Annotated in this window: 27 protein-coding genes; 23 read left to right on the top strand and 4 right to left on the bottom strand. The window is 38.5% G+C overall.

The window, feature by feature from the left end; all coding sequences use genetic code 11:
* Genes fmt through spoVM form a run of 9 tightly spaced genes read left to right on the top strand, consistent with a single transcriptional unit; the run spans position 1 to position 8520 of the window.
* Positions 1-942: a methionyl-tRNA formyltransferase gene (gene fmt, locus ACIQXF_RS01240; protein ID WP_402777969.1), complete on the top strand. Its 942-nt coding sequence runs from the start codon at positions 1-3 to the stop codon at positions 940-942.
* The gene (rsmB, locus tag ACIQXF_RS01235) at positions 939-2300 is read left to right on the top strand and encodes a 16S rRNA (cytosine(967)-C(5))-methyltransferase RsmB (RefSeq protein WP_402777966.1); all 1362 of its coding nucleotides are present in this window, start codon (positions 939-941) and stop codon (positions 2298-2300) included. The genes fmt and rsmB overlap by 4 nt, the downstream gene beginning before the upstream one ends.
* A complete protein-coding gene (rlmN, locus tag ACIQXF_RS01230) occupies positions 2300-3442 on the top strand; it encodes a dual-specificity RNA methyltransferase RlmN (RefSeq protein ID WP_402777963.1) in 1143 nt (380 codons plus the stop codon). The genes rsmB and rlmN overlap by 1 nt, the downstream gene beginning before the upstream one ends.
* A 6-nt stretch (positions 3443-3448) precedes the next feature.
* Complete coding sequence (locus ACIQXF_RS01225; RefSeq protein ID WP_402778269.1) at positions 3449-4198, top strand: Stp1/IreP family PP2C-type Ser/Thr phosphatase; 750 nt, start codon at positions 3449-3451, stop codon at positions 4196-4198.
* Between the two features lie 2 nt (positions 4199-4200).
* On the top strand, positions 4201-6177 hold the full coding sequence (gene pknB / locus ACIQXF_RS01220; protein WP_402777960.1) for a Stk1 family PASTA domain-containing Ser/Thr kinase: 1977 nt from the start codon (positions 4201-4203) through the stop codon (positions 6175-6177).
* Between the two features lie 11 nt (positions 6178-6188).
* Positions 6189-7073 (top strand): ribosome small subunit-dependent GTPase A, encoded by an 885-nt coding sequence (rsgA, locus tag ACIQXF_RS01215; protein WP_402777957.1) that lies wholly within the window; start codon positions 6189-6191, stop codon positions 7071-7073.
* Between the two features lie 2 nt (positions 7074-7075).
* Positions 7076-7744, top strand: a complete 669-nt coding sequence (rpe, locus tag ACIQXF_RS01210) for a ribulose-phosphate 3-epimerase (protein WP_402778266.1) — start codon at positions 7076-7078, stop codon at positions 7742-7744.
* On the top strand, positions 7741-8394 hold the full coding sequence (locus tag ACIQXF_RS01205; protein ID WP_402777955.1) for a thiamine diphosphokinase: 654 nt from the start codon (positions 7741-7743) through the stop codon (positions 8392-8394). Before rpe ends, ACIQXF_RS01205 begins: the two co-directional genes overlap by 4 nt.
* 18 nt (positions 8395-8412) lie before the next feature.
* Positions 8413-8520 (top strand): stage V sporulation protein SpoVM, encoded by a 108-nt coding sequence (gene spoVM, locus ACIQXF_RS01200; RefSeq protein ID WP_402778263.1) that lies wholly within the window; start codon positions 8413-8415, stop codon positions 8518-8520.
* 254 nt (positions 8521-8774) lie between these two features.
* Here spoVM and rpmB read toward each other — a convergent pair whose 3' ends face one another.
* From rpmB to ACIQXF_RS01185, 3 genes are all read right to left on the bottom strand, one after another.
* Positions 8775-8963, bottom strand: a complete 189-nt coding sequence (gene rpmB / locus ACIQXF_RS01195; protein ID WP_004227417.1) for a 50S ribosomal protein L28 — start codon at positions 8961-8963, stop codon at positions 8775-8777.
* Between the two features lie 315 nt (positions 8964-9278).
* A complete protein-coding gene (locus ACIQXF_RS01190) occupies positions 9279-9497 on the bottom strand; it encodes a hypothetical protein (protein WP_402777944.1) in 219 nt (72 codons plus the stop codon).
* Complete coding sequence (locus ACIQXF_RS01185; RefSeq protein ID WP_402777941.1) at positions 9478-10218, bottom strand: IclR family transcriptional regulator; 741 nt, start codon at positions 10216-10218, stop codon at positions 9478-9480. Before ACIQXF_RS01185 ends, ACIQXF_RS01190 begins: the two co-directional genes overlap by 20 nt.
* Positions 10219-10586: 368 nt before the next feature.
* Here ACIQXF_RS01185 and ACIQXF_RS01180 point away from each other — a divergent pair, with 368 nt between their 5' ends.
* From ACIQXF_RS01180 to sdaAA, 6 genes are all read left to right on the top strand, one after another.
* Positions 10587-12191: a M20/M25/M40 family metallo-hydrolase gene (locus tag ACIQXF_RS01180; RefSeq protein ID WP_402777938.1), complete on the top strand. Its 1605-nt coding sequence runs from the start codon at positions 10587-10589 to the stop codon at positions 12189-12191.
* Positions 12192-12716: 525 nt separating this feature from the next.
* On the top strand, positions 12717-13922 hold the full coding sequence (locus ACIQXF_RS01175) for a GGDEF domain-containing protein (protein ID WP_402777936.1): 1206 nt from the start codon (positions 12717-12719) through the stop codon (positions 13920-13922).
* Between the two features lie 110 nt (positions 13923-14032).
* On the top strand, positions 14033-14392 hold the full coding sequence (locus ACIQXF_RS01170; protein WP_004269431.1) for an Asp23/Gls24 family envelope stress response protein: 360 nt from the start codon (positions 14033-14035) through the stop codon (positions 14390-14392).
* 18 nt (positions 14393-14410) lie between these two features.
* Positions 14411-16060: a DAK2 domain-containing protein gene (locus tag ACIQXF_RS01165; protein WP_402777932.1), complete on the top strand. Its 1650-nt coding sequence runs from the start codon at positions 14411-14413 to the stop codon at positions 16058-16060.
* 345 nt (positions 16061-16405) lie between these two features.
* The gene (gene sdaAB, locus ACIQXF_RS01160; RefSeq protein ID WP_402777929.1) at positions 16406-17068 is read left to right on the top strand and encodes an L-serine ammonia-lyase, iron-sulfur-dependent subunit beta; all 663 of its coding nucleotides are present in this window, start codon (positions 16406-16408) and stop codon (positions 17066-17068) included.
* Positions 17069-17082: 14 nt separating this feature from the next.
* Positions 17083-17994 (top strand): L-serine ammonia-lyase, iron-sulfur-dependent, subunit alpha, encoded by a 912-nt coding sequence (gene sdaAA, locus ACIQXF_RS01155; protein WP_402777926.1) that lies wholly within the window; start codon positions 17083-17085, stop codon positions 17992-17994.
* A 159-nt stretch (positions 17995-18153) separates the two neighbouring features.
* On the opposite strand, the gene ACIQXF_RS01150 is transcribed toward sdaAA, so the two are convergent.
* Complete coding sequence (locus ACIQXF_RS01150; protein ID WP_402777923.1) at positions 18154-18402, bottom strand: transporter; 249 nt, start codon at positions 18400-18402, stop codon at positions 18154-18156.
* A 216-nt stretch (positions 18403-18618) separates the two neighbouring features.
* Here ACIQXF_RS01150 and ACIQXF_RS01145 point away from each other — a divergent pair, with 216 nt between their 5' ends.
* The 8 genes from ACIQXF_RS01145 (at position 18619) to rnc (ending at position 26039) form a co-directional block, all read left to right on the top strand.
* Positions 18619-18744, top strand: a complete 126-nt coding sequence (locus ACIQXF_RS01145; RefSeq protein WP_402777920.1) for a hypothetical protein — start codon at positions 18619-18621, stop codon at positions 18742-18744.
* Between the two features lies 1 nt (position 18745).
* Entirely contained in the window at positions 18746-20791 is a 2046-nt protein-coding gene (gene recG / locus ACIQXF_RS01140) for an ATP-dependent DNA helicase RecG (RefSeq protein ID WP_402777917.1), read from the top strand.
* Between the two features lie 133 nt (positions 20792-20924).
* Positions 20925-21503, top strand: a complete 579-nt coding sequence (gene fapR, locus ACIQXF_RS01135; RefSeq protein ID WP_402778260.1) for a transcription factor FapR — start codon at positions 20925-20927, stop codon at positions 21501-21503.
* Positions 21500-22492, top strand: a complete 993-nt coding sequence (plsX, locus tag ACIQXF_RS01130; RefSeq protein WP_402777915.1) for a phosphate acyltransferase PlsX — start codon at positions 21500-21502, stop codon at positions 22490-22492. Before fapR ends, plsX begins: the two co-directional genes overlap by 4 nt.
* Positions 22493-22951: 459 nt before the next feature.
* Positions 22952-23905, top strand: a complete 954-nt coding sequence (gene fabD / locus ACIQXF_RS01125; protein WP_402777912.1) for an ACP S-malonyltransferase — start codon at positions 22952-22954, stop codon at positions 23903-23905.
* Positions 23898-24644 carry a 3-oxoacyl-[acyl-carrier-protein] reductase gene (fabG, locus tag ACIQXF_RS01120; RefSeq protein ID WP_402777909.1) on the top strand — a complete coding sequence of 249 codons (747 nt, stop codon included), beginning with the start codon at positions 23898-23900 and terminating at the stop codon, positions 24642-24644. Before fabD ends, fabG begins: the two co-directional genes overlap by 8 nt.
* A gap of 58 nt (positions 24645-24702) precedes the next feature.
* The gene (gene acpP / locus ACIQXF_RS01115) at positions 24703-24939 is read left to right on the top strand and encodes an acyl carrier protein (protein WP_053993894.1); all 237 of its coding nucleotides are present in this window, start codon (positions 24703-24705) and stop codon (positions 24937-24939) included.
* Positions 24940-25274: 335 nt separating this feature from the next.
* Positions 25275-26039, top strand: a complete 765-nt coding sequence (rnc, locus tag ACIQXF_RS01110; RefSeq protein WP_402777905.1) for a ribonuclease III — start codon at positions 25275-25277, stop codon at positions 26037-26039.

The following is a 26039-nucleotide window of genomic DNA, read 5'->3' as shown; positions in this document are numbered from 1 at the left end:
ATGACGTCAATAATTTTTATGGGAACACCTGATTTCTCCGCGCCAATTTTGCGTATGCTACACCATGAAGGCTATGATATTAAAGCTGTAGTTACGCAACCAGATCGTCCGGTTGGTCGTAAACGCGTTCTTACACCACCACCTGTAAAGGCCGCAGCTATGGAATTAGGCTTACATGTTATACAACCGGAAAAGCTACGTGGTTCTGAGGAATTACAGCAAATTCTTGATTTACAGCCGGATCTAATTGTAACAGCGGCTTTTGGACAAATTTTGCCGAAAGAATTATTAGATGCACCATCCCTTGGTTGTATTAACGTCCATGCATCACTTTTACCGAAATATCGTGGCGGTGCACCAATTCACCAAGCAATTATTGATGGTGAAAAAGAGACTGGTGTAACCATTATGTATATGGAGGAGAAGCTTGATGCAGGTGATATTATATCTCAGAAGGCTATCCTAATTGAAGAGGAAGATCATACAGGCGGACTTTTTGATAAGCTAAGTGTAGTAGGCTGTGAATTATTAAAAGACACACTTCCTTCTATTATAAATGGAACAAATAATCGTATAGTACAGGATGAAGCACAGGTAACCTTCGCAAGTAATATTTCGCGTGAACAAGAACGTATCGATTGGACAAAGGATGCTACAACTTTATACAATCAAGTGCGTGGCCTTCATCCGTGGCCAGTTGCTTATACAACATTTGAAGATGGAAACTTCAAAATTTGGTGGGCAAAGGTTGGAAACACAAAGCATGATGCTATTCCTGGTACAGTTGTTACGATTTCAAAGGATCATTTTGAAGTTGCAGCTGGAAATGGAACAACACTTGCCCTGTATGATGTACAACCCGCTGGTAAAAAACGCATGACAGCAGAGGAATATTTGCGTGGTACAGGTTCTAAATTACAGATCGGGGACCAGTTTAAATGAGTAAAAAAAGCGTAGTAATTTGGGATGGAAATGTTCGTGATGCTGCACTTTCTATTCTTTTAGCAGTAGATAAAAATCAAGCCTATAGTAATTTGCTTTTAAACGAAACAATAAAGCGGCATAAAATCGAAGCGAAGGATCGCGCGCTGTTAACTGAAATTACGTATGGCACTCTTCAATATAAAATGACACTCGACTACTATTTAGAGCCATTTATTCGTGGTTCAGTGGATCATTGGGTGCGCTGGCTTTTACGTTTATCGTTATATCAAATGCATTATTTAACTCGTATACCACCACATGCAGCGGTAAATGAAGCTGTTGAAATTGCTAAGCGTCGAGGTCACCAAGGCATAGCTTCAATGGTCAACGGTATTTTACGATCTATTTTACGTCAGGGTGTAGCTTCTACTGATGCAATTAAAGATCCAATCGAGCGCCTTGCTATTGAAACAAGCCATCCAGAGTGGTTAGTGCAACGCTTTGTCGATAACTATGGTTTTGATGTAGCAAGTGAAATGTTACATGAAAATAATATACCTCCAGTACAGACAGTCCGTGTAAATACGACAAAAGCGAGCATTGAGGAAGTGATTGCCAACTTAGAATCAGAAGGCTTAACTGCTAACAAGAGCGACTTGATGCCTGAATGTTTACATGTAACAAATGGTCAGCCAGCTCGAACAAGGGCATTCCAAGAGGGGCTAATTACTATTCAAGATGAAAGCTCAATGATTCCAGCAAACGTCTTGCATCCATCTCCAGGCATGCGTGTTTTAGATATGTGTGCGGCACCAGGTGGAAAAACAACACATTTAGCTGAGATTATGAAAAATGAAGGCTCAATTTTAGCGACCGATCTTCACCCACATAAATTAGATTTAATCGACCATAATACAGATCGTCTAGGAATTGATATAGTAGAAACTGCGCCTATTGATGGTCGTAAAGCACCTGATTTTCTACAACCAGAATCATTTGATGCTATTTTAGTCGATGCACCTTGCAGTGGTTTAGGTGTCATGCGCCGCAAGCCAGATATTAAATATACAAAGCGAGAGGAAGATATAGAAAACCTCCAAAAAATACAATTGGCTTTACTAGATGCTGCAACAAAAGTATTGAAAATAAACGGCAAGCTTGTGTACAGTACATGTACAGTCGATAAAAAAGAAAATGAAGGCACCGTAAAAGCCTTTTTAACAGTGCATCCAGAAATGGAAGCGATACAACTAGAATCTTTACCAACAAAATTAGCGGAAAAGCAAGCAAATGGCATGCTTCAAGTCTTTCCACAAGACTTTGGCTGTGACGGTTTCTTCGTTGCCGCCTTTCGTAAAAAAGGAGGATCCAACTAATGGTGGATCAAGAGAAATTTGATGAGCGCATTAACGACTTGGTTGAAGAAGCAGAAGACAAGCCTGTTCGACGAGCAAAAAAGGAAAAACCAAATTTAAAAGAATCGGTATATTCATTACAACCGAAACAGTTAGAAGAATGGTTAAAAGAAAATGGTGAAAAACCGTTCCGTGCAGCACAGATTTTCGATTGGCTATATAATAAACGTGTAAAGACATTTGAAGAAATGTCTAACCTTTCAAAGGGATTACGCGAAAAGCTTGAAGCAAGTTTCGCATTGACGACATTGTCAACAATTATTCAACAAGAATCTAAAGATGGAACGATCAAGTTTTTATTTCAATTACAAGACGGCTATTCCATTGAAACTGTATTAATGCGTCATGATTATGGAAACTCTGTTTGTGTTACTACACAAGTAGGTTGCCGCATTGGCTGTACGTTTTGTGCCTCAACGTTAGGTGGTTTAAAACGTCACTTATTAGCGGGAGAAATCGTAGAGCAAGTTGTAAAAGTACAACAGACTTTAGATGAAATGGGCGAGCGTGTGTCTCATATCGTCATTATGGGTATTGGGGAACCTTTCGATAATTATGATGCGATGATGAACTTCTTAAAAGTTATTAACCATGAAAAAGGGTTAAACATTGGTGCACGTCATATTACCGTATCAACATCAGGAATTGTTCCAAAAATTTATGAATTTGCTGATGAACAGCTACAAATCAATTTTGCAGTATCTTTACACGCACCAAACCAAGAGGCTCGTCAAAAACTCATGCCAATTGCACGTGCATACAAATTGGATGAATTAATGGAAGCCGTACGTTATTACACAAAAAAGACAGGCCGACGTGTTAGTTTTGAGTACGGTTTAATGTCTGGTGAAAATGATTCAGTTGAAATCGCAGAAGAATTATCTGCATTAATAAAAGGAATCAAATGCCACGTGAATTTAATTCCTGTAAACTACGTACCAGAACGTGATTACGTTCGCACATCTCGTAGTCAAATTTTTGCTTTTGAAAAAACATTAAAGAAGAATGGTATTAACGTAACGATCCGCCGAGAGCAAGGTTCTGATATCGCTGCTGCGTGTGGTCAATTACGTGCGCAAGAGAGATCTGAAGAAACGAGGTGACCAGTGTTGAAATACACAGTCGAGAGTGATATTGGGTTAAAACGAGCAATTAATGAAGACCGTGCTGCATTTTTTGAACGTCCAGATGGGCTTGCACTAGCACTTGTAGCGGATGGCATGGGTGGTCATAATGCTGGCGATGTAGCGAGTGATATGGCGATGAAACAAATGGAATCCGCTTTTTTACAGGAAGAGGTACATCATTTTGCATCAACAACATCAAAAAGAGAGTGGTTATTACAAGCAGTCAAGCAATTGAATAAAAGTATATATGACTATTCTTTATCACATGAAGACTGTAAAGGAATGGGCACGACGTTTATTGCAGTGTTAATTGAAAAAAGTCATTGCTTTATCGCACATGTAGGCGATAGTCGTGTGTATTATTTCTTTGAAGATGGTGCACAACAAATAACAAGAGATCACTCATATGTAAATGTTCTCGTTGAAAATGGTGAGATTAGTGAAGAGGAAGCGTTAACACATCCGAAGAAAAATTTCATCTTAAAAGCTGTAGGTACAGAAGAAACGATTGAACCAGACTTTTATGAGATAGACTTAGCATCAGAATCGTATTTACTCATTTGTTCGGACGGTTTAAGTAATAAACTCACAGTGTATGAAATGGCATCAATTATTATGTATCCAGATTCAATAGAGGAAAAAGGACGGAAACTTGTAGAATTAGCAAATGCAAGCGGGGGGGAAGACAATATCTCCCTCGTGCTACTCACAAGGCAAGATGAGGAGGTGTAAGTATGCTTGTAGGTAAACGAATTAGTGATCGCTATAAAATTATAGAGCTCATTGGTGGCGGTGGTATGTCTAATGTTTATTTGGCACATGACATGATATTAAACCGTGATGTAGCGATTAAAATATTACGATATGATTTTACGAATGAAGATGAATTACATCGACGTTTTCAGCGTGAGGCACTTTCTGTTACAAGCCTTACACATCCAAATATTGTTAGTATTTATGATGTAGGTGATGATGGCGATCTGCATTATATTGTGATGGAGTATGTCCAAGGGAAAACATTAAAGCAGTACATACAGGAATTTGCACCGATTTCTCCTGCCAGAAGTGTGCATATTATGAAGCAACTAACATCTGCTATTGCCAATGCTCATGAAAATCATATTATCCATCGTGACATTAAACCCCAAAATATTTTAATGGATGCTGAAGGTAATGTGAAAATAACTGATTTCGGCATAGCAATGACACTTAGTGCGACGTCATTTACACAAACAAATTCTGTGCTTGGAACAGTGCATTATTTATCACCAGAGCAGGCTCGTGGCGGTACAGCAACAAATAAATCTGATATTTATGCACTTGGTATTGTTTTATATGAATTATTAACAGGGGAATTGCCATTTTCAGGAGAGTCAGCTGTTTCGATTGCTCTAAAGCATTTACAGGCTGAGACACCGTCTGTGCGTGCCTTCGATGCCACAATTCCACAAAGCTTGGAAAATATTGTGCTGAAGGCTACAGCAAAAGACGCATCTCATCGTTATGCAACTGTAGAAGAAATGCAAGAAGATTTAGAGACGGTTTTATCGCCAAATCGTATTAATGAACCTAAATTTGTAATACCAGTAGATAATGATGTTACAAAGGCTATTCCGATTATAAAAGAGCCGGTTATACGTAAGGACGAAGATTTAACGCAGACTAGAGCAATTGAACCAATTGCACAATCAAAGCCGAAACCCGAAGTTAAGAAATCTGTTGACAAGGTAACTCCTGTAAAGAAAAAGAAGAAATGGCCAATATTTGTTGGGTTAGTTTTAGCAGCCATCGCTATTTTCCTATATTTATTATTTGCAACAGAGTTATTTAGCCCCAAAAAAATCCCTGTTCCTTCTGTAGCTAATATGACAATTGAGGAAGCTACTAAGACGTTAGAGGCTGAGGGCTTCACTGTTGGTGAACAAGAGAAGCGTTATGATGAGGTGATAGAAAAGGATAAAGTCATTGAAACCAACCCTGCAGAGGAGACGCTTCGTGCAAAAGGAACAGAAGTAGATTTAATCGTCAGTCTTGGGGTAGAAATGACGAAAGTAGACAATTATATTGGGCGACCAATTAGCCAAGTCGAAGCATTGATAAAAGATACATTTGCTAATATTACAATTAACGAAGTGTACTCATCAGAGCAGCCTGAAGGATACATTACTAAACAAGAACCAGAGGCAGGTATAGACGTAATTGCCAAAGATACAACCATTATTTTTACGGTTAGTAAAGGTATAAGAATGGTTAGGGTGGATAATGTAGTGAACTATACGAAAGCTCAAATGGATGAGTATGTTAAAAGAGTTGGCTTGACATGGCGTGTTGTTCGTGAAGAATATGATGCTACAATCCCAGCTGGAAGTGTTAAATCACAATTGACAAAAGAAGGAACTCAGGTTGAAGAAGGCTCAGCAATTGCCGTTATTTTAAGTAAAGGCCCTGCTGAAAGGCCTGATAAAACTTGGGTGGAAACTGTGCCAATTGAATATAAACCAAATGAGGAAGGTTTAGAGCAAACAATTCGAATTGATATTCAAGATAAAAACCATAAAATGTTAGAAACAGTTGATAAATTTACTATTACGGCTGATACAGAATACCAAATAAAACTTGTTATTGGAGATGGTCAGGATGTGGCCTATAAAATTATTCGTGATTCAGAAATTATTGATGAAAAAACATTCAACTACAATGATGTCAAATAAGGGGGAATTGGATGGCGCAAGGCCAAATTCGTAAAGCATTAAGCGGTTATTATTACGTATATGATGGAAAACAGCTTATACAATGTCGAGGACGTGGGGTTTTTCGCAATCGCGGCGAATCCCCTCTCGTTGGTGACATGGTAGAATATACACTGGAAACAGAGGGATCAGACGGTACCATTCAAAAAATTATGGATCGGGAAAATGAATTAGTACGCCCTCCGATTGCGAATATAGATCAAGGTATTCTAGTGTTTTCTGTAAAAGAACCTAATTTTAATACCATTTTATTGGACCGATTCTTAGTTGTTTTAGAGTCGTTTCATGTACATCCGATTATTTGTTTAACAAAGATGGATTTGCTAGAAGATCATGAACGAGAGGAATTACAAAGTTATATAGAAGATTATGAAAGTATAGGCTATACTGTACTACAAACCTTTAAGGGCGAGGAAGAATTAGTTGAACGTCTGCAACCCATACTAAAGGGAAAAACTTCTGTATTAGCAGGACAATCTGGAGTTGGAAAATCTACATTGCTTAATACCTTAATTCCGGATTTGAATTTAAAAACAGGCATTATTTCACAAAGTTTAGGGCGTGGAAAGCATACGACTCGCCACGTTGAATTAATCGAGGTATGCGATGGTTTATTAGCGGACACACCAGGATTTAGTTCATTTGATTTTGATGAAATCGAAAAAGAGGAGTTAGGCGCTTGCTTCCCGGAAATGGCCCGAATTGCAGAAGATTGTAAATTCAGAGGCTGTTTACACTTAAAGGAACCAAAATGTGCGGTAAAGGCAGCAGTAGAGGCGGAAGAAATTCGTGACTACCGTTATAAGCATTACGAACAATTTATGCAAGAAATTATGGATCGAAAGCCGAGGTATTAATGATGATACAAATAGCACCATCAATTTTAGCAGCCAACTTTGCTAAATTAGGAGAAGAAGTAAAGGAAGTAGAAAAAGCAGGTGCCCAGCTTATTCATATTGATGTGATGGACGGTCATTTTGTGCCAAACATTTCATTTGGTGCTATCGCATTAGACGCCATTCGTCCTTTAACTGATTTACCGTTGGATGTTCATTTAATGATTGAAAATCCTGATCAGTATATTGAACAATTCGCGAAAGCGGGAGCGGACTATATTACGGTGCATGTTGAAACTTGTCGTCATTTACACCGTACAATTCAGTTAATTCGTTCGTATGGAGTGAAACCAGGTGTTGTTTTAAATCCACATACACCAATAGAATCTATTCAACATATTTTAGAGGATATTGATATGGTGTTGTTGATGACCGTGAATCCAGGCTTTGGCGGACAAAAATTCATTCATTCTGTTGTGCCAAAAATTGAAGCTTTAGCGGCTATTATTAAAGAACGTAATCTTGATATTGCTATAGAAATCGACGGTGGTATTAATTCAGAGACCATTATTCCTTGTGCAAAAGCGGGAGCAACAATTTTTGTAGCTGGTTCAGCAATTTATAGCAAAGAAGATCGTACGGCAGCACTTCAGGAAATTCTAGCTGCTGGTGAGGCTGCGATTAAAGGATGACAGTAGTCGTTGTTTGTGCTGGTGGACCAAAAGAGGAACTGTGTTCATTTAGTCTGTTTCAAGAGCAAAATGATGTCGTATTTATCGGAGCTGACCGAGGTGCTTTGTATTTAATCGAGCAAGGCATCACACCACATGCTATTGTAGGAGATTTTGACTCCTTAACACATGAAGAATACGAACTTGTGATGACACATACAAATGATAGACAACGATTTCAAGAAGAAAAAAATGAAACAGATACTGATTTAGCGTTGTTAAAAGCGTATACTTATCAACCAAAGGAAATTGTGCTTACAGGCGTTACAGGTGGACGCTTAGATCATTATGAAGCAGCAGTCCGTTCGATTTATCGGTTGCAAAAAGAGCATCCACAAGTTGCATTAAAGATTATGAATCATGCAAATATGTTGCAATTTTTATCACCAGGCACGCACATCATTCCAGCGGATAAACAATATCGTTATTTATCTTTTTTTGCACATGAAGAACCGATTCAAGATGTTACATTAAGGCAAGTAAAATATGAAACAACTAATGAAGAAATTTCTCTAGGTACATCCCGATTTACAAGTAATGAAATAATAGGTGATTCAGGGTCTATATCTTTCACGCAGGGCATATGTTTAATGATAAGAAGCATAGATTAGCGTAAGGGGGAGAGAGTCCTGAAAGTATATACGTTCCAGCTACCAAAAGTTGTGAGTAGTATTACGCGTACGTGTATCAACCTTTTTAAAAAAGACAAGAAAGTAAAAAAATCCGACAAACTCTAGTCGGGTTTTTTTATAATGACGAAAAACCAACCCGTCTTTTTGAGGAAAAGAAAAACTTTAGTATATCTTAATCACCATTACTATAGAAAGCATACGATTGGTTGTACTGGATTTGATGCTGCTATATCAAAATAAATCCGCTAGCAATTATAACAAGACATAATTGCTAGCGGATTAGTCATTTCATTCCTATTTAAAAGAAAGAAAAAAATCGATTTGCACCAAATGCGAAATCGATTTTTTGGATGCAACGATTAAACGCGCTCGATTTTACCTGATTTTAATGCACGTGCAGAAACCCATACACGTTTTGGTTTACCGTCTACTAAGATACGAACTTTTTGAAGGTTAGCACCCCAAGTACGTTTGTTAGCGTTCATAGCGTGGGAACGGTTGTTACCAGTACGAGCTTTACGTCCAGTGATTACACATTGTTTTGGCATGTTGTATTCCCTCCTTACTGTTGATGCTGAAAGATTATTATTTCAGTTCGGTATTTTACATACCATAATAATTTAACATACGATGACGTTCAGTGCAACAGTTTTCACATAACCTTTCAAGAAAAAAACCTTTACAGACTAAAATCCTTTAAACGTAGACGTATAAATTTCGTTATTAAATAGGGCACATCTTAAAAGTGATCAATTATACCTCGGCATAATGGCGTCCGGTATCGGCTTTGTGCTTGGGACTGTAGATGTTTTTTGTGCGAAAGCGCAGTGCTAACGTAGCGACAGCAACAAGATGTTGGTCACTCAGTCGTGTGTTGTTGTTGCTGTCGCTTCGCTTTCGCACAGAAAAAACCGTGTTGCTGTCGCTTCGCTTTCGCACAGATAAATTGCCACAGGACGTGGCATTCTTAGACTGAGTTCCTCTATTTCAGTAGGTGTTTGGACATCTGTACCTGTCGCTACGCTTTCGGTACAAAAAACACTCGCTGAAAGAGGGTAAATCTTATTTCTCTCGATAGCCAAGTTTCATAGAAATACGTTTACCAGTTTCTAACAAGTATTCAGTGAGAGTTTGGATATGTTCTTTAGAAACATTAAAGCTTACAAAACCTATGCTTACGGCACCGACTATTTCACCAAAACCATTTAAAATGGAAACTGCAATGGAGGAGGTTCCCGCTGTTCTTTCTCCATGGCTAGTAGCAAAACCTTGTTGTCTTATTTGTTCAAGCTGTTTCTCTAATTCAATGATTTCTTTATGTGGAATTAGCTGTTGGAGAATTTCTCTCGCTTGAGCAACAGGCATAGCGGCTAAAATAGCTTTATTTGCAGCACCAATATGCATCGGTATACGAATCCCTAACTGATCGTAAATACGAATTGGATTAGCTGCACTGTCTATTCTTTCTATAATAATTGTATCTAACCCTGCAGGTTTATTTAAATAGACGCTTTCTTCGACATCTCTAGCTAAACGCTCTAATTCCGGTCTAATTTTACTAATATAGTCCATCGTATCATACACTTGTAAGCCAAGTTCCATCCATATTGTACCGAGACGATACTGCTTTGTTTGTTCGTCTTGTTCAATCATTCCTTGTTTAATCATCGCTTTTAAAATTCTATGTAAAGTACTAAGTGGCAAATCACATTTTGACGAAAGCTCTGAAATGGACAAACTGTTTTCGCTTTCTTCAGAAGCCAATACTTTAGCAATTGTCATAGCTCGTTCTAATAATTGCATTCATGTCTCACCTCTCCCTTATTTATTGTATTTTTATTCCTTGTCTACGTCTAGCTCCATAAATGTTTGCGTTGCGCGAAGTTTTGTAAAACAAATTTTTTTCTGAATATATTGACTGTATAACAAAAAACAAATATATTTTTCGTATACACTTTCCTGTTAACGGAAACAATTTCCGGTACACGGAAAAATGAGGGCTGGAAGGATAGCAATTTAACATTTAAAATACTGCTTTATCCCTTAATCCCCATATGGGTTGTTTCTTTATTGCTTGCATAACTTTCTAAATAAACACAGCTTTTTCTGAGATTGAATTAAAAAATGAGGATTCATTTGCAATCTTGAAAAATCGGATAAAGGAGATTTATATGAATAATTATCTTTGGAATACACATGAGAAATTGCGAGCATTATTGTGTGAAATTGTCAGTTGGGAAAGTAGAACATTAACGAAAGGTGAAAATGAATTTGCCTATAAATTAAAAAATATTTTGCAAACGCTTTCATATTTTCAGAAAAACCCAGAACTTATTGAGTTACATGATGCGGACCTGGGTCGTAATGCTGTGACTGCCTTGTATAAGCACCCAACTGCAATAGAAACAGTAGTGTTAATTAGTCACTTTGATACTGTTCATACAGAAGAGTATGGTGAGCTTGAGTCGTTTGCTTTCAATCCAGAAGAGCTAACGAAAAAGCTACTGGAGCCAAAATACAAAAAGGATTTACCTGAAGCGGCAAGAATTGATTTAGAATCGGGCAATTATTTATTTGGTCGCGGAACGATGGATATGAAGATGGGGTTAGCTTTACATATGCAGCTAATTGAAAAAGCAAGTATTGAAGAGTGGCCAATTAATCTGATTTTAACGTCTGTCCCAGATGAAGAAGTGAACTCTGCCGGGATGCGAGCTGCAGTCGTTGAGCTTGTAAGACTTCGTGAACAGCATGGGCTATCTTATAAACTATTTTTAAATAGTGAGCCTTCTTTTTCACAAGGGCCAGCTGATACAAATGAATATATTTATTCAGGTACTATTGGTAAGATTATGCCTGCTGCACTATTCTATGGTAAAGAGACACATGTAGGTGAACCGTTAAAAGGAATGACGGCAAATTTTATTGCATCCTATATGACACAGTATATGGAATGGAACCCGATTTTCCGTGAAACAGATCTTGGTGAAAGCACACCATTACCCGTATCCTTACAATTAAAAGACTTGAAAATGGAGTATTCCACACAAACACCGTATCGTGCAGCAGCACTTTACAATGTATTTTTATTAAAACGCACCGCATCTGAAGTAATGGATATTTTTGAACAAGTAGCATTGGAGGCAATGTCATCTTGTAACCAGCAGTATAAACAAGTTTGTGAGCGGGAAAAGGTACAGGGGGTAGGTGAGGTAAAAGTACTTCGCTATGAGGCACTTTTAGCGCATGCAATCAATAAATTAGGAGCTGGGGAAGTCAATTCTATAAAACGTCTAGTTCTTGAAAACGATGTATGGGATGATCGCGAAAAATCTATTCGCATCGTGGATCAGCTAATGATTCGGTGCCAGGAACTAACGCCAGCAACAGTGTTGTTATACGCACCACCTTACTATCCTGCCATCAATTCATCGAATCACCCTCTAGTAATCCAATCGATTGAATTGATGAAGAGAACAGCAAAAACATTTGAAATTGAAGTGGAGCAAATTCACTATTTTAATGGTATTTGTGATTTGAGCTATGTTAATTATTCTGATGACTCAAATGGATGGACAGCATTTGAGCACAACACACCAGTATGGGGGGATACGTATAGTATTCCATTTGAAGCAATGTCTTCTTTACAAGGGCCTGTTTTAAATGTGGGGCCATTTGGCAAGGATGCACACCAAAAGACTGAAAGATTACATGTGGACAGCGCATTTAAGGAAATGCCTGTGATGATTGATACCCTTATTAAAAGCCTATTTTAATTTGATAATAAAAAACGTGATTTAAGTAAGAAAGCTGATGCTAAAAAGAGTATCAGCTTTTTGGTGTTATAAAATTCTGGATTTTGGATAAAGTATTTGGATTTTCTTCCGTTTTGTGGGATTGTTAGTGTAGTGAATTGTATCGAATTGTCTAGAGAGGAGAATCATAAAATGCTAGATAAGTTACCGAAAGTTAGATTACGGAAGAAGGAATTTTAAGACAAGATCGTTTAAGGGAGGGCATATTTGTAGATCGCTTACGAATGAGTATCCTTAAAGCAAAATTTAAGGAAATCGATCAATACTAACGTGATTCTTTGGAAGGATTGCTTTGTATTTTTTGAGTTTCAGTGGATTTGTTTAATGAAAATGTCTGGCCTAAAATCAATCATTGAGGAAATTCAATTAGTCTGTTAAACCATTTTATTCGTTTTTCAACAATTTTACGGAGGCCACTTGTGTTTTTCGTTATTTAGACGATAAAAATAGGTAATATTATTTGAAAGATTGTCAGGAGCGAACGTTATGGAAAATCAAGAAAAGCTAGCTTTATCTATACGCAAAGAAATGATTCAATTTAATTTAAAACGTATGCGAACTGTAGCGTGGACCCTGATGTATGTGTCAACCATCATTACTATTATTCATTATGGTGAGATCTTTTTTTCGAAAACTGAAAGAGCGATGGTGCCAGCTTATATTACCATTCACGTTATTTTGTTTTATATAGATTTAGCAGTTCTATTATTTGTGAAAGAAAAGAAGATACAGATTTCAACTCATAATTTGCGAAAATACGAGTCTATCTTACTTGCATATATATATACAGTTTTATTGTTAATCACAGTAATAACTGCTATTGACGTATACTTCTTCAAACATGCGGTTCTGTATGAGGTGCTGTTTTTAATGATTTGTACTGTTTTTGCCGTTCCTTTCCGTAAATTTTATTGGATTATTTTAATAACAGTACCAGCCATTTTGATAAGTGCTTATATCAGTCATGGGATATCAAGTGAAAGTATTGATATATTTCTACCGATGTCACTTATTATTCCAATTGGGCTGGTTATTCAGCGACATACTTATAAGGTACAAAAGCAATTTATGACACAGCACATTTTATTAGATGAAGAAATGATAAAATCCAAGCAATTGGCAACATTATTAGCAAAGAAAAATAATGAGCTATCAGAGCAAGCTTATCGAGACACATTGACAAACCTTCCGAATCGGCGAGCTTTTAATAATAAACTGACACAAATAGGGCAACAACTTAATAATTCAAAGTCTTTAACGGTAATGATGATCGATATTGATTACTTTAAAAATTTTAATGATTATTATGGTCATTTGCAAGGGGATGAAGCATTAATAAGAGTGGCAGCCCTGTTAAAAGAAATTGCTGAGAAGTATAATGCATTTGCTGCACGTTGGGGAGGCGAAGAGTTCGTTTTTGTTAGCCAACATGCTCTAAAATTTGCAGAACATGTATGTGAGGAAGTTTTAGAAGAAGTCCGCTACTTAAATATTCGCCACGAACGTTCTAAAATAGCAGATATTATAACAGTCAGTATTGGGATGTGCCATGTCAATGTATCAAATATTGAACAATTGAAAACATGCTGTGATTTAGCCGATCAAGCATTATACAAGGCAAAGCAAAATGGACGTAATACGTTCTATAGCAAAAATGAAAATTATGATGAAGGGGTATGTTCACCTATATAATGTCAGTAAAAACGTTGATACAGAGCGCTTCCTTGCCCTCCTAGGTTGCTTATTGTGTAACGAAAGTGTTACAATATAGCTTAGTCAAAAAGAGCCAAGGGGGCATTTCTATGTCAATTGAGTTAAACAATGAATTCGGCCAAATTGATATTTCAACAGATGTACTTGCGCAAATTGCTGGTGGCGCTGCTGTAGAATGCTACGGTATTGTGGGCATGGCATCTAAACATCAAATTCGTGATGGTCTAACTGATATTTTACGTAAAGAAAACTTTGCAAAAGGTGTTGTGATTCGACAACAGGACGACGATTTACATATTGATATGTACATTATTGTTAGTTACGGGACGAAAATTTCGGAAGTTGCTTATCAAGTACAATCGAAAGTCAAATATACAGTGGATAAAACATTAGGTATGAGCGTAAAATCTGTCAATATCTTTGTGCAGGGCGTTCGTGTAGCGAATTAAGAGGAGGAACTAAATCTAATGCAGTCTTTAGACGGAATAAAGTTTGCAGAAATGGTGCAAATGGGTGCGCATCACCTATTCCAAAATGCAAATTATGTTGATTCATTAAATGTATTTCCAGTACCAGATGGTGATACAGGAACGAATATGAACTTATCGATGTCATCTGGCGCAAAAGAGACAGAGCTTTCTGCATCAGAACATATCGGTAAAACAGCACAGGCTTTATCAAAAGGTTTACTTATGGGAGCGCGCGGAAATTCTGGCGTTATTTTATCGCAGTTATTCCGTGGCTTTGGTAAGTTTATTGAAAAAGAAGCGACAATTGATGCCAAAGGCTTTGCAAATGCCTTCCAAGCAGGTGTTGATACAGCCTATAAAGCAGTAATGAAGCCAGTCGAAGGAACGATTTTAACGGTAGCACGAGAAGCGGCGAAAAAAGGCGTAGAAGTGGCAGAAACTGAAACCGATATCATTGCAGTGATGGAAGCATTTACTGCCGAAGCACAGGCTTCCTTGGAACGTACACCTGAGCTTTTACCTGTTCTGAAAGAAGTAGGTGTTGTAGATAGCGGCGGTCAAGGTCTTCTATTTGTGTACGAAGGGTTCTTAGCATCCTTAAAAGGTGAGCCATTACCACAAAAAAATGAAGCGACTTTAGATGATTTAATCAATGCAGAGCATCATAGAGCACAAGATTTCATGAATACAGTGGATATTGAATTTGGTTATTGTACAGAAATCATGGTACGTTTTGAAGAAGGAAAAGAGCCATTTAGCGAAGAACAATTCCGCAATGAATTAAACCCTCTAGGTGATTCTTTACTCGTTATTTCAGATGAAGAAATTGCAAAAGTGCATATTCATTCTGAGCAACCAGGCGCTGTTTTAGCAATGGGTCAAAAATATGGTAGTCTCATTAAAATTAAAGTAGACAATATGCGTGAACAACATTCTGCCATTGTTGGTGAGGATCATAAAGCACCTACTCCAGCTAAAAAAGCAGAAAAGCATCCATATGCAATTGTAACGATTGCAATGGGCGAGGGAGTTGCGGAATTGCTTCGTTCAATTGGTGCTTCTTATGTGATTGAAGGCGGTCAAACGATGAACCCTTCAACCGAAGATATTGTTAAGGCAGTTCAAGAAATTGGTGCAGAAAAAGTGTTAATTTTACCGAACAACAAAAATATTGTCATGGCTGCAGAACAAGCGGTAGAACTTTTAGATATTGAAGCGGCTGTAGTTCCAACGAAAACAATTCCTCAAGGTATGGCAGCTATTTTATCATTCAATCCAGAAGCAGCAGTTGAAATGAACCAAGCAACGATGACTGAAGCCTTTGCGAATGTGAAAACAGGCCAAGTAACTTATGCAGTTCGTGATACATCTATTGATGGTGTAGAAATCCATAAGGACGATTTCATGGCTCTTGCAGAAGGGAAAATTGTGTTATCTACTCCAGCATTAAAAGATGCTGCTGAGAAGGTAATTACTGATTTAGTGGATGAAGATGCTGAAATTGTAACTGTTATTTATGGTGAGGATACAACGGAAGAAAATGCCTCGGAATTAGTACGATTTATTGAAGAGAGCTATCCAGAGGTTGAAGTTGAGTTATTTAATGGTAAACAGGGATTATATCCATATATTATTTCAGTAGAATAATACAATGCTACTTTACGTATAAGTAGATAAGGCAGTGCACAAGTCGTGTACTGCTTTTGTTTATGGTACGAGGAGAACAGGGCATAATAAACTATAAAAAATAGCCAAAAATAAATAATTCTCTGTATGCACCCAGAGGACAAGGTGCTTGGAAATATTGGAATATCAATCTTTTAAAATCTTTGTGTTTGTTGAATGGACAATATAAAAGCAACATTTTCAAAGTGTAAATTATAGTCGTGTAAATTTTCTGAAAGTTGATAAATTAGTGCTTTACTTTTATAGTAGCAATCAAGCATGATATAAATAAATATTATTATAGGAATAGAATTGAGGGGTGTTTGTATGAAGTTTACTTCTGTATTTGATATTATTGGACCCGTAATGATTGGGCCTTCCTCCTCTCATACGGCAGGTGCAGCTCGAATTGGACGCGTTGCAAGGGATTTATTTGGGAGACAGCCGAAGTGGGCAAAAATTCATTTATATGGTTCGTTTGCAGAAACGTACAGAGGGCATGGAACCGATGTAGCGTTGATAGGAGGCCTATTAAATTACGATACATTTGATGAGCGAATTAAAACATCTTTTGCTGAAGCGGAAAAAGTAGGGTTAGAGTATGAATTTATCCCAGAAACAGCTAATACAGAGCATCCGAATACAGCTCGCCTTGTCATTGGTGATGATGAAGGAGAAATATCAGTTGTTGGGATATCAATTGGTGGCGGTAAAATTGAAGTGAGTGAGGTAAATGGCTTCAAGCTGCGTTTAACAGGTGGGATGCCAGCGATTCTTGTTGTACATGATGATCGCGCTGGTTGTATTGCCAATGTTGCAAATTGCTTAGCGATGCATGAAGTTAATATTGGACATATGGAAGTTTCACGTATTGAACGCGGTTTAATGGCCCTGATGGTGATAGAAGTCGATCAAAATATCGAGGATAAAGTTCTACAACAAATTTCGTTAATACCACATATTACAAAGGTATCTAAAATAAATAATTAAGGGGGTGTCCTAGCATGGACGTATTGTTTCATAATGTTCGTGAGCTAGTAGAACGAGCAGAGCAAGAAGAAAAACTAATTTCTGAAATTATGATTGAGCAAGAAATGTTAATAACTGGACGCTCTCGCGAAGAAATTATAAAGCAAATGGATCGTAATTTAACGGTCATGGAGGAAGCTATTGAACGAGGCTTAAAAGGTGTGCAATCTGTGACAGGTTTAACTGGTGGTGACGCAGTATTGCTTCAAAATTATATTGCCCAAGGAAATTCCTTATCAGGGGATTTATTACTTGACGCAGTGAGTAAAGCGGTTGCAACAAACGAGGTGAATGCTGCAATGGGTACAATATGTGCAACACCAACGGCAGGCTCAGCTGGAGTTGTACCTGGAACACTATTTGCTGTGAAAAACAAGCTAAATCCGACACGTGAGCAAATGATTCATTATTTATTCACATCGGGTGCATTTGGCTTCGTTGTAGCCAATAATGCATCGATTTCAGGTGCTGCAGGTGGCTGTCAGGCAGAGGTTGGCTCTGCTGCGGGTATGGCTGCTGCAGCGATTGTAGAGATGGCGGGTGGTTCCCCTCAGCAATGTGCGGAAGCTTTTGCAATTACCCTTAAAAATATGCTTGGACTCGTTTGTGACCCAGTAGCTGGATTAGTAGAGGTGCCTTGTGTAAAACGAAATGCTATGGGTGCGGCGAATTCGCTCGTGGCAGCGGATATGGCACTTGCAGGTGTCACAAGTCGTATCCCATGTGATGAAGTGATTGGTGCGATGTATCGAATTGGACAATCAATGAGTCCGAATTTAAAAGAAACTGCTCGTGGTGGTCTAGCTGCAACACCAACAGGTAGGGCTATTAGTAAAGCCATACTGGATAACGGCAATTTAGAGAGTATCCAATCACTTCAAAAATAAAAGTATTAAACACGCTTTCTCTTATTGGGCGTGTTTTTTTATGAGCTTCTAATTTTATTGAATAGAGGAACGCTGACACTTTATTTTGATAGTTTTTTTTACTACTAACATTAAGCCAATAAAAAGCCTTTTGGTTTTTACCATAAGGCTTTTAGGGTTTTAGTATGGGGTAGGGGTTGGATAACAGGCAACGGCATCTATCAGTCCTTCGTCAAATCCGTAGAACTCCCAATAAGCAACGTTCCATCGATATCCAGATACTTCACCCATTTCAATACGAGTAGGGTAAAACCAAAACTGTTGCCCATTTCTAAGCCATACATAAGTGTTTTGATATATACAGTCAATGATATAAGACGCATAAGGTTTTGGTGGTCTGTTGGCTGGTGGAGGTGATTGCGGTCTCATTGTTATGATTTCACTCCTTTTAGTTAACCTCTCAACATTATATGCTGAGAAAAAGTTATTGGATTATTTACGAAGAAGCGTAAAGCACAGGGAGTTAAATCAAATAATATGTGTACCTTTCTGCTATCTTAGTGAAAATGAAAAGATATATAATACTATTGAAGATAAAAATGCGCAGTATGAATTGTTCAAAAAGTGCCTAATACAAGTAAGAATATGAAAGCTAAGAGTAATCTAATCGTAACGAAAGAGGAAACTCTTAAGCTAAAAAGTAGAATGGTTATGCTAATGACTACAGGTAAGGCACTTGTAGTAAAAATCTTTGAAGGAGCTGTCGTGTAAGGTGAATGATTTAACGAGTCCCGTTACCGATTTAAAGGGAATCGGGAAAGAAACAGCAGGACATTTAGAGGCATTAGGTATCGAGACGGTAGCGGACTTATTATGGACGTTTCCACATCGTCATGAAGATTTTCGTTTGAAGGATTTAGCACAAACACCACATAATGAACGTGTCACTGTTGAGTGTAAAGTTGAACGTGAACCAACAATATTGTTTTTAGGGCGCAATAAATCAAGACTGCAAGTGACGGTGCTAGCAGGGCGACATTTAGTAAAGGTTGTTTTTTTTAATCAAGGCTATTTGAAACCAAAACTTGTTCCAGGAGCTATTATTACTGTGACAGGAAAATGGGATCGAGGCAGACAAGTTATAAATGGAACGACTGTTACATTTGGTCCGAAAACAGATCAGGTCGACTTTGAACCTGTTTATAGTTTAAGAGGCTTGATTCCGCAAAAACGTTTTCGTAAGTACATGCGACAAGTGTTGGATGATTTTGGTGTAGAGGTACAGGATGCTATCCCACAGCATTTACAAGCGGATTATAAGCTTGTCTCGATGCGTGATGGGCTTGAGGGAATTCATTTTCCCCTTGATGCGGGACATGCAAAGCAAGCGAGAAGACGCTTTGCCTATGAAGAATTACTAAACTTTCAACTACGAATACAAGCTTTGCGTAAAGTTCGAAAGGATAGTGAGAAAGGGACAGTTATTCAGTTTGATGTGCATAAGTTACGTGCCTTTATTGCATCATTGCCATACGATTTAACAGGTGCTCAAAAACGCGTCGTTAATGAAATTTGCAAAGATTTAAAAGAACCTCATCGTATGAATCGTTTACTTCAAGGTGATGTAGGATCGGGGAAAACTGTCGTTGCGGCAATATGTTTATATGCAGCTGTTACTTCTGGTTTTCAGGGAGCGTTAATGGCGCCCACGGAGATTTTAGCTGAGCAACATGCTGAAAATTTAAAAGTTTGGTTTGAGCCATTTGATGTGCGTGTAGCTTTATTATCAGGATCAACGAAAGCAAAGGAGCGTCGATTGCTTTTAGAAGAGCTTGCAAATGGTGATATAGATATTTTAATTGGTACGCATGCGCTTATTCAGCCCGATGTAGTTTTTTACAAGCTTGGTTTTGTTATAACAGACGAACAGCATCGTTTTGGTGTCGAGCAACGTAGAATATTACGGGATAAAGGAGAGAATCCAGATGTGCTCTTTATGACGGCGACACCTATTCCGCGTACACTTGCTATCACAGCATTTGGTGAAATGGATGTCTCGATGATTGACGAAATGCCAGCAGGTCGTAAACAAATCGAAACACATTGGATGAAAAAAGAGCAATTAGGCTCTGTTATGTCAAAGTTAGAATTAGAGCTTGCTGCTGGTAGACAGGCATATGCTATTTGTCCCCTTATTGAGGAGTCAGATAAACTTGATGTACAAAATGCTGTAGAAATCTACGAGCAGCTTGCCACATATTTCAGTGGACGATACAATGTCGGATTAATGCATGGCCGCCTAACAGCAGATGAAAAAGATGCCGTTATGCGAGCCTTTAGTGAAGGTACTATTCATGTGCTCGTATCGACAACAGTCGTTGAGGTTGGAGTAAACGTTCCGAATGCTACTTTTATGATTGTTTATGATGCTGAACGCTTCGGATTAGCTCAATTGCATCAGCTACGAGGGCGTGTTGGACGAGGTGAGCATCAATCATACTGTGTGTTGCTTGCTGATCCAAAGTCTGATGAAGGTAAAGAACGAATGCAGTCAATGACCGAAACGAATGATGGCTTCAGACTAGCAGAAAAAGATTTGGAATTACGTGGACCAGGTGATTTCTTTGGACGTAAACAAAGTGGCTTGCCTGATTTCAAAGTAGCGGACTTAGTGCATGACTATCGAATTCTTGAGACAGCAAGAAAAGATGCTACGGACATGCTTGAGAGTGATGCTTTTTGGCGTGATGATGAGTATAAACATTTACGTGAAATGCTTAAAGAGTCGGGTGTGTTACTAGGCGAACGTTTTGACTAACGATAAATAGTGAGTTACTGCTCGAAGAATGCAAGCGCTTGTTTTTAAAACAAGTCTTGCATTCTTTTTTTATACTCTATATACTGATATTAGTACCAAGTGCTAATAACAACTAAAAAGGTGGCGAATGATGTTGAGACGAACAAAAAAAGAGCGACAGCGACTATTAACTGAAACGATAGCTGAAAACCCATTCGTCACAGATGAACAGCTAGCAACACAATTTCAGGTTAGTGTCCAAACGATTCGTTTAGATCGTATGGAATTAGCGATTCCAGAATTACGAGAACGAATTAAAGATGTTGCTTCGAAGACCTATGAAAATGAAGTAAAGTCACTACCGATTGATGAAGTAATCGGGGAAATTATTGATATTGAATTGGATAATCGTGCATTATCTATTTTTGACGTTAAAGAAGAGCATGTTTTTCAGCGCAATGGCATCGCACGTGGACATCATTTGTTTGCACAGGCAAACTCATTAGCGGTAGCCGTTATTGATGACGAATTGGCATTAACCGTGCATTCCAATATTACATTTGTGAAACCTGTTAGAGCTGGAGATCGTGTTATTACAAAAGCTATCGTTATCGGACGTGATGAAAAAAATCATCGTACAAAAGTAGAGGTAACATCCACCGTTAACGGTGAAACAGTTTTTGTTGGTGAATTTGATATGTACCGCACGAAAGGTAAAGGTGAATTACAATGAAATTAGCGCTTGATGGAATGGGTGGCGACAACGCACCAAAATCAGTTGTTGAAGGTGCTTTATTAGCTTTAGAGCAAATTCCGAATTTAGAAATTCAACTATATGGTCGGCAGGAAAAGCTTGAACCATTTTTAAAAATACATGAACGATTGACTGTAGTGCATTGTGAGGAAGTTGTAGAAGGGACAGATGATCCAGCACGTGCTGTTCGTCGAAAAAAGGATTCTTCTATGGCAAAAATGATGGATGCAGTGGAAGAAGGAAAGGCAGATGCATGTCTTTCTGCAGGTAATACAGGTGCTTTAATGGCTGGAGGCTTATTTAAAGTAGGACGTATTGAAGGGATTGCTAGACCTGCTTTAGCCACTACACTACCGACTTTGGACGGTAAAGGCTTCTTAATGCTTGATTTAGGGGCAAATGCAGATGCGCGACCAGAGCATTTATTGCAATATGCGATTATGGGCGATATTTACGCGAAAAAGGTAGGCGGCTTACAAATGCCACGTATCGGCTTGCTAAATATCGGTACTGAGGATAAAAAAGGGAATGAATTAACGAAAGCTACCTTCGAGTTATTAAAAGCAGCGGACTTGAACTTTATCGGCAACGTAGAAGCTCGTGACTTACTTGAAGGGGTAGCGGACGTTGTTGTAACAGATGGCTTTACAGGTAATATGGTGTTGAAATCGATAGAAGGTACTGCTGGCGCGTTATTTTCCATGCTAAAAGAGGCGTTTATGTCTTCAACAAAAACAAAAATTTCAGCAGCACTTATGAAAAAAAATTTACGTGATTTGAAAAATAAAATGGATTACACAGAGTATGGCGGTGCAGGTTTGTTTGGTTTACAAGCGCCTGTGATTAAGGCACATGGATCATCCAATGCCAAGGCAATTTACAGTGCAATTCGCCAAGCAAATACGATGGTAGAGCATACAGTCATCTCGACGATTACAGATACAGTACGTCACTTAGAAATTGATTAACTTCTTTCAGTAGGTGCCTTTTGTACCTAAAGTGTAGCGACAGGTACATGTGTCCAAACACCCGCTGAAATAAATATTGAAACTCAGTCTAAGAACGTCACCTGTGGCAATGACTGAGTGACCAACATCGTGTTGTTGCTGTCGCTACGCTTTCGCACAGACAAAACCATGTTGCTGCCACTGCGTTAACACTACGTTTTCGCACAGAAAACATTTGTTGGCCTAAAGCCTCCGGCGGATGTCACGGAATCGGAAAGGAGTTCAATAATGGATGTTAGCCTAAAATCATCGCATTCATGCGATAACGGCTAACTGACCTGCATCGGTAAAAAACGCCACGTCCTGTGGCTTTACCGAAATGACCGACGTCGTGTCGGCCCTCTCGCAGGCCTAGGCACAAAGCCGATTCCGGACGCAAATTATGCCGAGGCATAATTGATAAAAGGGGATGAATGAAAAATGACGAAAATAGCATTTATTTTTCCAGGCCAAGGTTCTCAAGTAGTTGGAATGGGGCAAGAGTTTGTAGAGAATACCGTTGAAAGTAAAGTGTTTTATGACCGTGCGAATCAATCACTTGGATTTGAACTATCTAAGCTTATGTTAGAGGGTCCAGCTGAGGAGTTAACATTGACATACAATGCACAGCCGGCATTATTAACTACTGGTGTGATGGTTGCAGAGAAATTACGTGCAGCCGGTATTACGCCAAACTATGCGGCTGGCCATTCACTTGGAGAATATGGTGCATTAGTAATCGCTGGTGTGCTTTCGTTCGAGGATGCAGTTTCAGTCGTTCATAAGCGTGGTCTTTATATGAATGAAGCTGTGCCAGCAGGGAAAGGTGCTATGGCAGCCATTCTTGGGATGGAGCTTGAGGCACTGCATGAAGTAACTGAAAAAGTATCTGTAGCAGGAGATCCGGTTCAGGTAGCGAATGTAAACTGCCCGGGGCAAATCGTTATTTCTGGTACAAAAGAAGGCGTTGAAAAGGCTTCTTTAGCTGCGAAGGAAGCAGGAGCCAAACGAGCAATACCTTTAGTTGTTAGTGGACCATTCCATTCAGAGTTAATGCGTCCGTCATCTGAAAAATTAAGAGGAGCGTTAGCTGATCTTTCATTGTCAGCTCCACAAATCCCTGTAATCGGTAACGTAATGGCGAAAGAATTAGAGGATATACCGGCTATTCAACATGAGTTAGTAGAGCAAGTATATAGCGCAGTGCAATGGGAAGCATCTGTGCGTGAAATGATTGCACAAGGTGTCGATGTCTTTATTGAATGTGGACCAGGCAAAGTATTAAGTGGATTAGTGAAAAAAATTGATCGATCTGTTGCAACATACTGTGTTTATGATGAAGCATCGTTAGAGACTGTGCTAGAAGCGGCGAAGGAGTGGACAATTAATGCGTAAATTAGAAGGTAAAGTAGCTGTTGTAACAGGTGCTTCACGTGGAATAGGGCGCGCTATTGCATTAAAGCTCGCTGATGCAGGAGCTAAAGTTGTCGTTAACTATAGTGGCTCTCAGACAAAGGCAGAAGAAGTTGTCGCAATAATTCAAGAGAATGGTGGCGAGGCTATTGCCGTACAAGCAAGTGTGTCAAAAACAGAGGAAGTTTCAGCTTTAATGGATGCAGCGGTGAAAACATTTGGCTCACTTGATATTTTAGTAAATAATGCTGGTATTACACGTGATAACTTGTTAATGCGTATGAAAGAAGACGAATGGGACGATGTGTTAGATACAAACCTTAAAGGTGTTTTCCTTTGTACAAAAGCAGTAACGCGTCAAATGATGAAGCAGCGAGCAGGCCGTATCATCAATATTTCATCGATTGTTGGTGTAGCTGGTAATGCAGGGCAAGCTAACTATGTGGCTGCAAAAGCAGGAGTCATTGGGCTAACGAAAACGACTGCTAAGGAATTAGCCTCACGCAATATTTTAGTCAATGCGATTGCACCAGGTTTTATAGAAACTGAAATGACTGATCAACTACCTGAAGATATAAAGCAAGGAATGCTTACTCAAATTCCTCTTGCTAAACTTGGGCAGCCGGAGGATATCGCAAAGGCAGTGGTTTTTCTAGCTTCAGATGATGCTAACTATATGACGGGTCAAACGTTACATATAGATGGCGGCATGGTGATGTAATTTCAATTAGTCATAGATAATGTTTTTTTGTATAATCATTTGAGGGGAGGTGAATGATTTGTCTACAGTATTAGAACGCGTTACAAAAGTAATCGTGGACCGTTTAGGTGTTGAAGAAAGCGAAGTAACTCTAGAAGCTTCTTTCCGTGATGATTTAGGTGCTGACTCATTAGACGTAGTTGAGCTTGTAATGGAGCTTGAAGACGAATTCGATATGGAAATCTCTGATGAAGATGCTGAAAAAATCTCAACAGTAGGTTCTGCAATTTCATACATCGAAGGTAAATTAAACTAATTTCATTTTAACTTTATTTAGCAAATATTTATCACCTTTATAGGTGATGACACTTCAATTAGTGTTTATAAATTAGGTGAATAAAGTTAAAGCTTCTGGCAGAAATTTTGGCTGTTCTTATTCGAATGGAAAGAGCGGGTATACTTTGCTAAGATGTATTTAAAAGGGTACGAAATGGTTCGTTTTTCGAACTATGGACGTCCCTTTTTTTATTTTGGAAAAAAATTTGCAAAAAAATTTCCAAAACATTGTATTTGAGCCGAAATAATTTTGCATAAACGCCTTGAAAAAGGTACACTTAGACGGTAGAAACTATTAGGAAGGCAGATTGTTCAATGGCTATGAAAAGAAAAGGAACTATGCAGAAATCAGGCGTACTTCCTGAAAAAGTACGCAACCAATTCGAGCTGTTACAGCATGAATTAAATATCACATTTATTAATAAAAATTTATTGTATCAAGCATTCACGCATTCATCTTATGTGAATGAGCATCGCCGTAAATTGTTTACGGATAATGAGCGTCTTGAATTTTTAGGAGATGCAGTACTTGAACTGTCTGTTTCTAAATACCTTTTTGAGAAATACCCTAATATGAGTGAGGGTGAGTTAACGAAGCTACGAGCATCAATTGTATGTGAGCCATCCCTCGTTATCTTTGCAAATGAATTAGGTTTTGGTCGCTTCGTATTACTTGGAAAAGGTGAGGAATTAACAGGTGGACGGGAACGACCAGCGCTACTTGCAGATGTTTTTGAGTCATTTGTAGGAGCTCTCTATTTAGATCAAGGTTTACAAACGGTCGTGTCATTTTTAGAACGAATCGTGTTCCCAAAAGTAGAAATCGGTGCTTTTTCGCATGTGATGGATTTTAAAAGCCAATTACAAGAAATGGTACAGCAAACAAATAACGGCCTTCTCCATTATGAAATTGTTGATGAAAAAGGTCCTGCACATAACCGTACCTTTGTATCGAGTGTATTATTAAATGGACAGGAACTTGGTATTGGTCGTGGGAAATCAAAAAAAGAAGCCGAACAGCAAGCCGCACAATGTGCTATGCGTACAATGCGCGAGCAAACTGCGAAAGAGGAGGCTTAA

This window comes from Lysinibacillus sp. NPDC097231 (genome assembly GCF_044761885.1).
Taxonomy (GTDB): domain Bacteria; phylum Bacillota; class Bacilli; order Bacillales_A; family Planococcaceae; genus Lysinibacillus.
The sequence above is the reverse complement of the archived record's forward strand: the minus strand, read 5'-3'. Positions and strand labels throughout refer to the sequence as shown.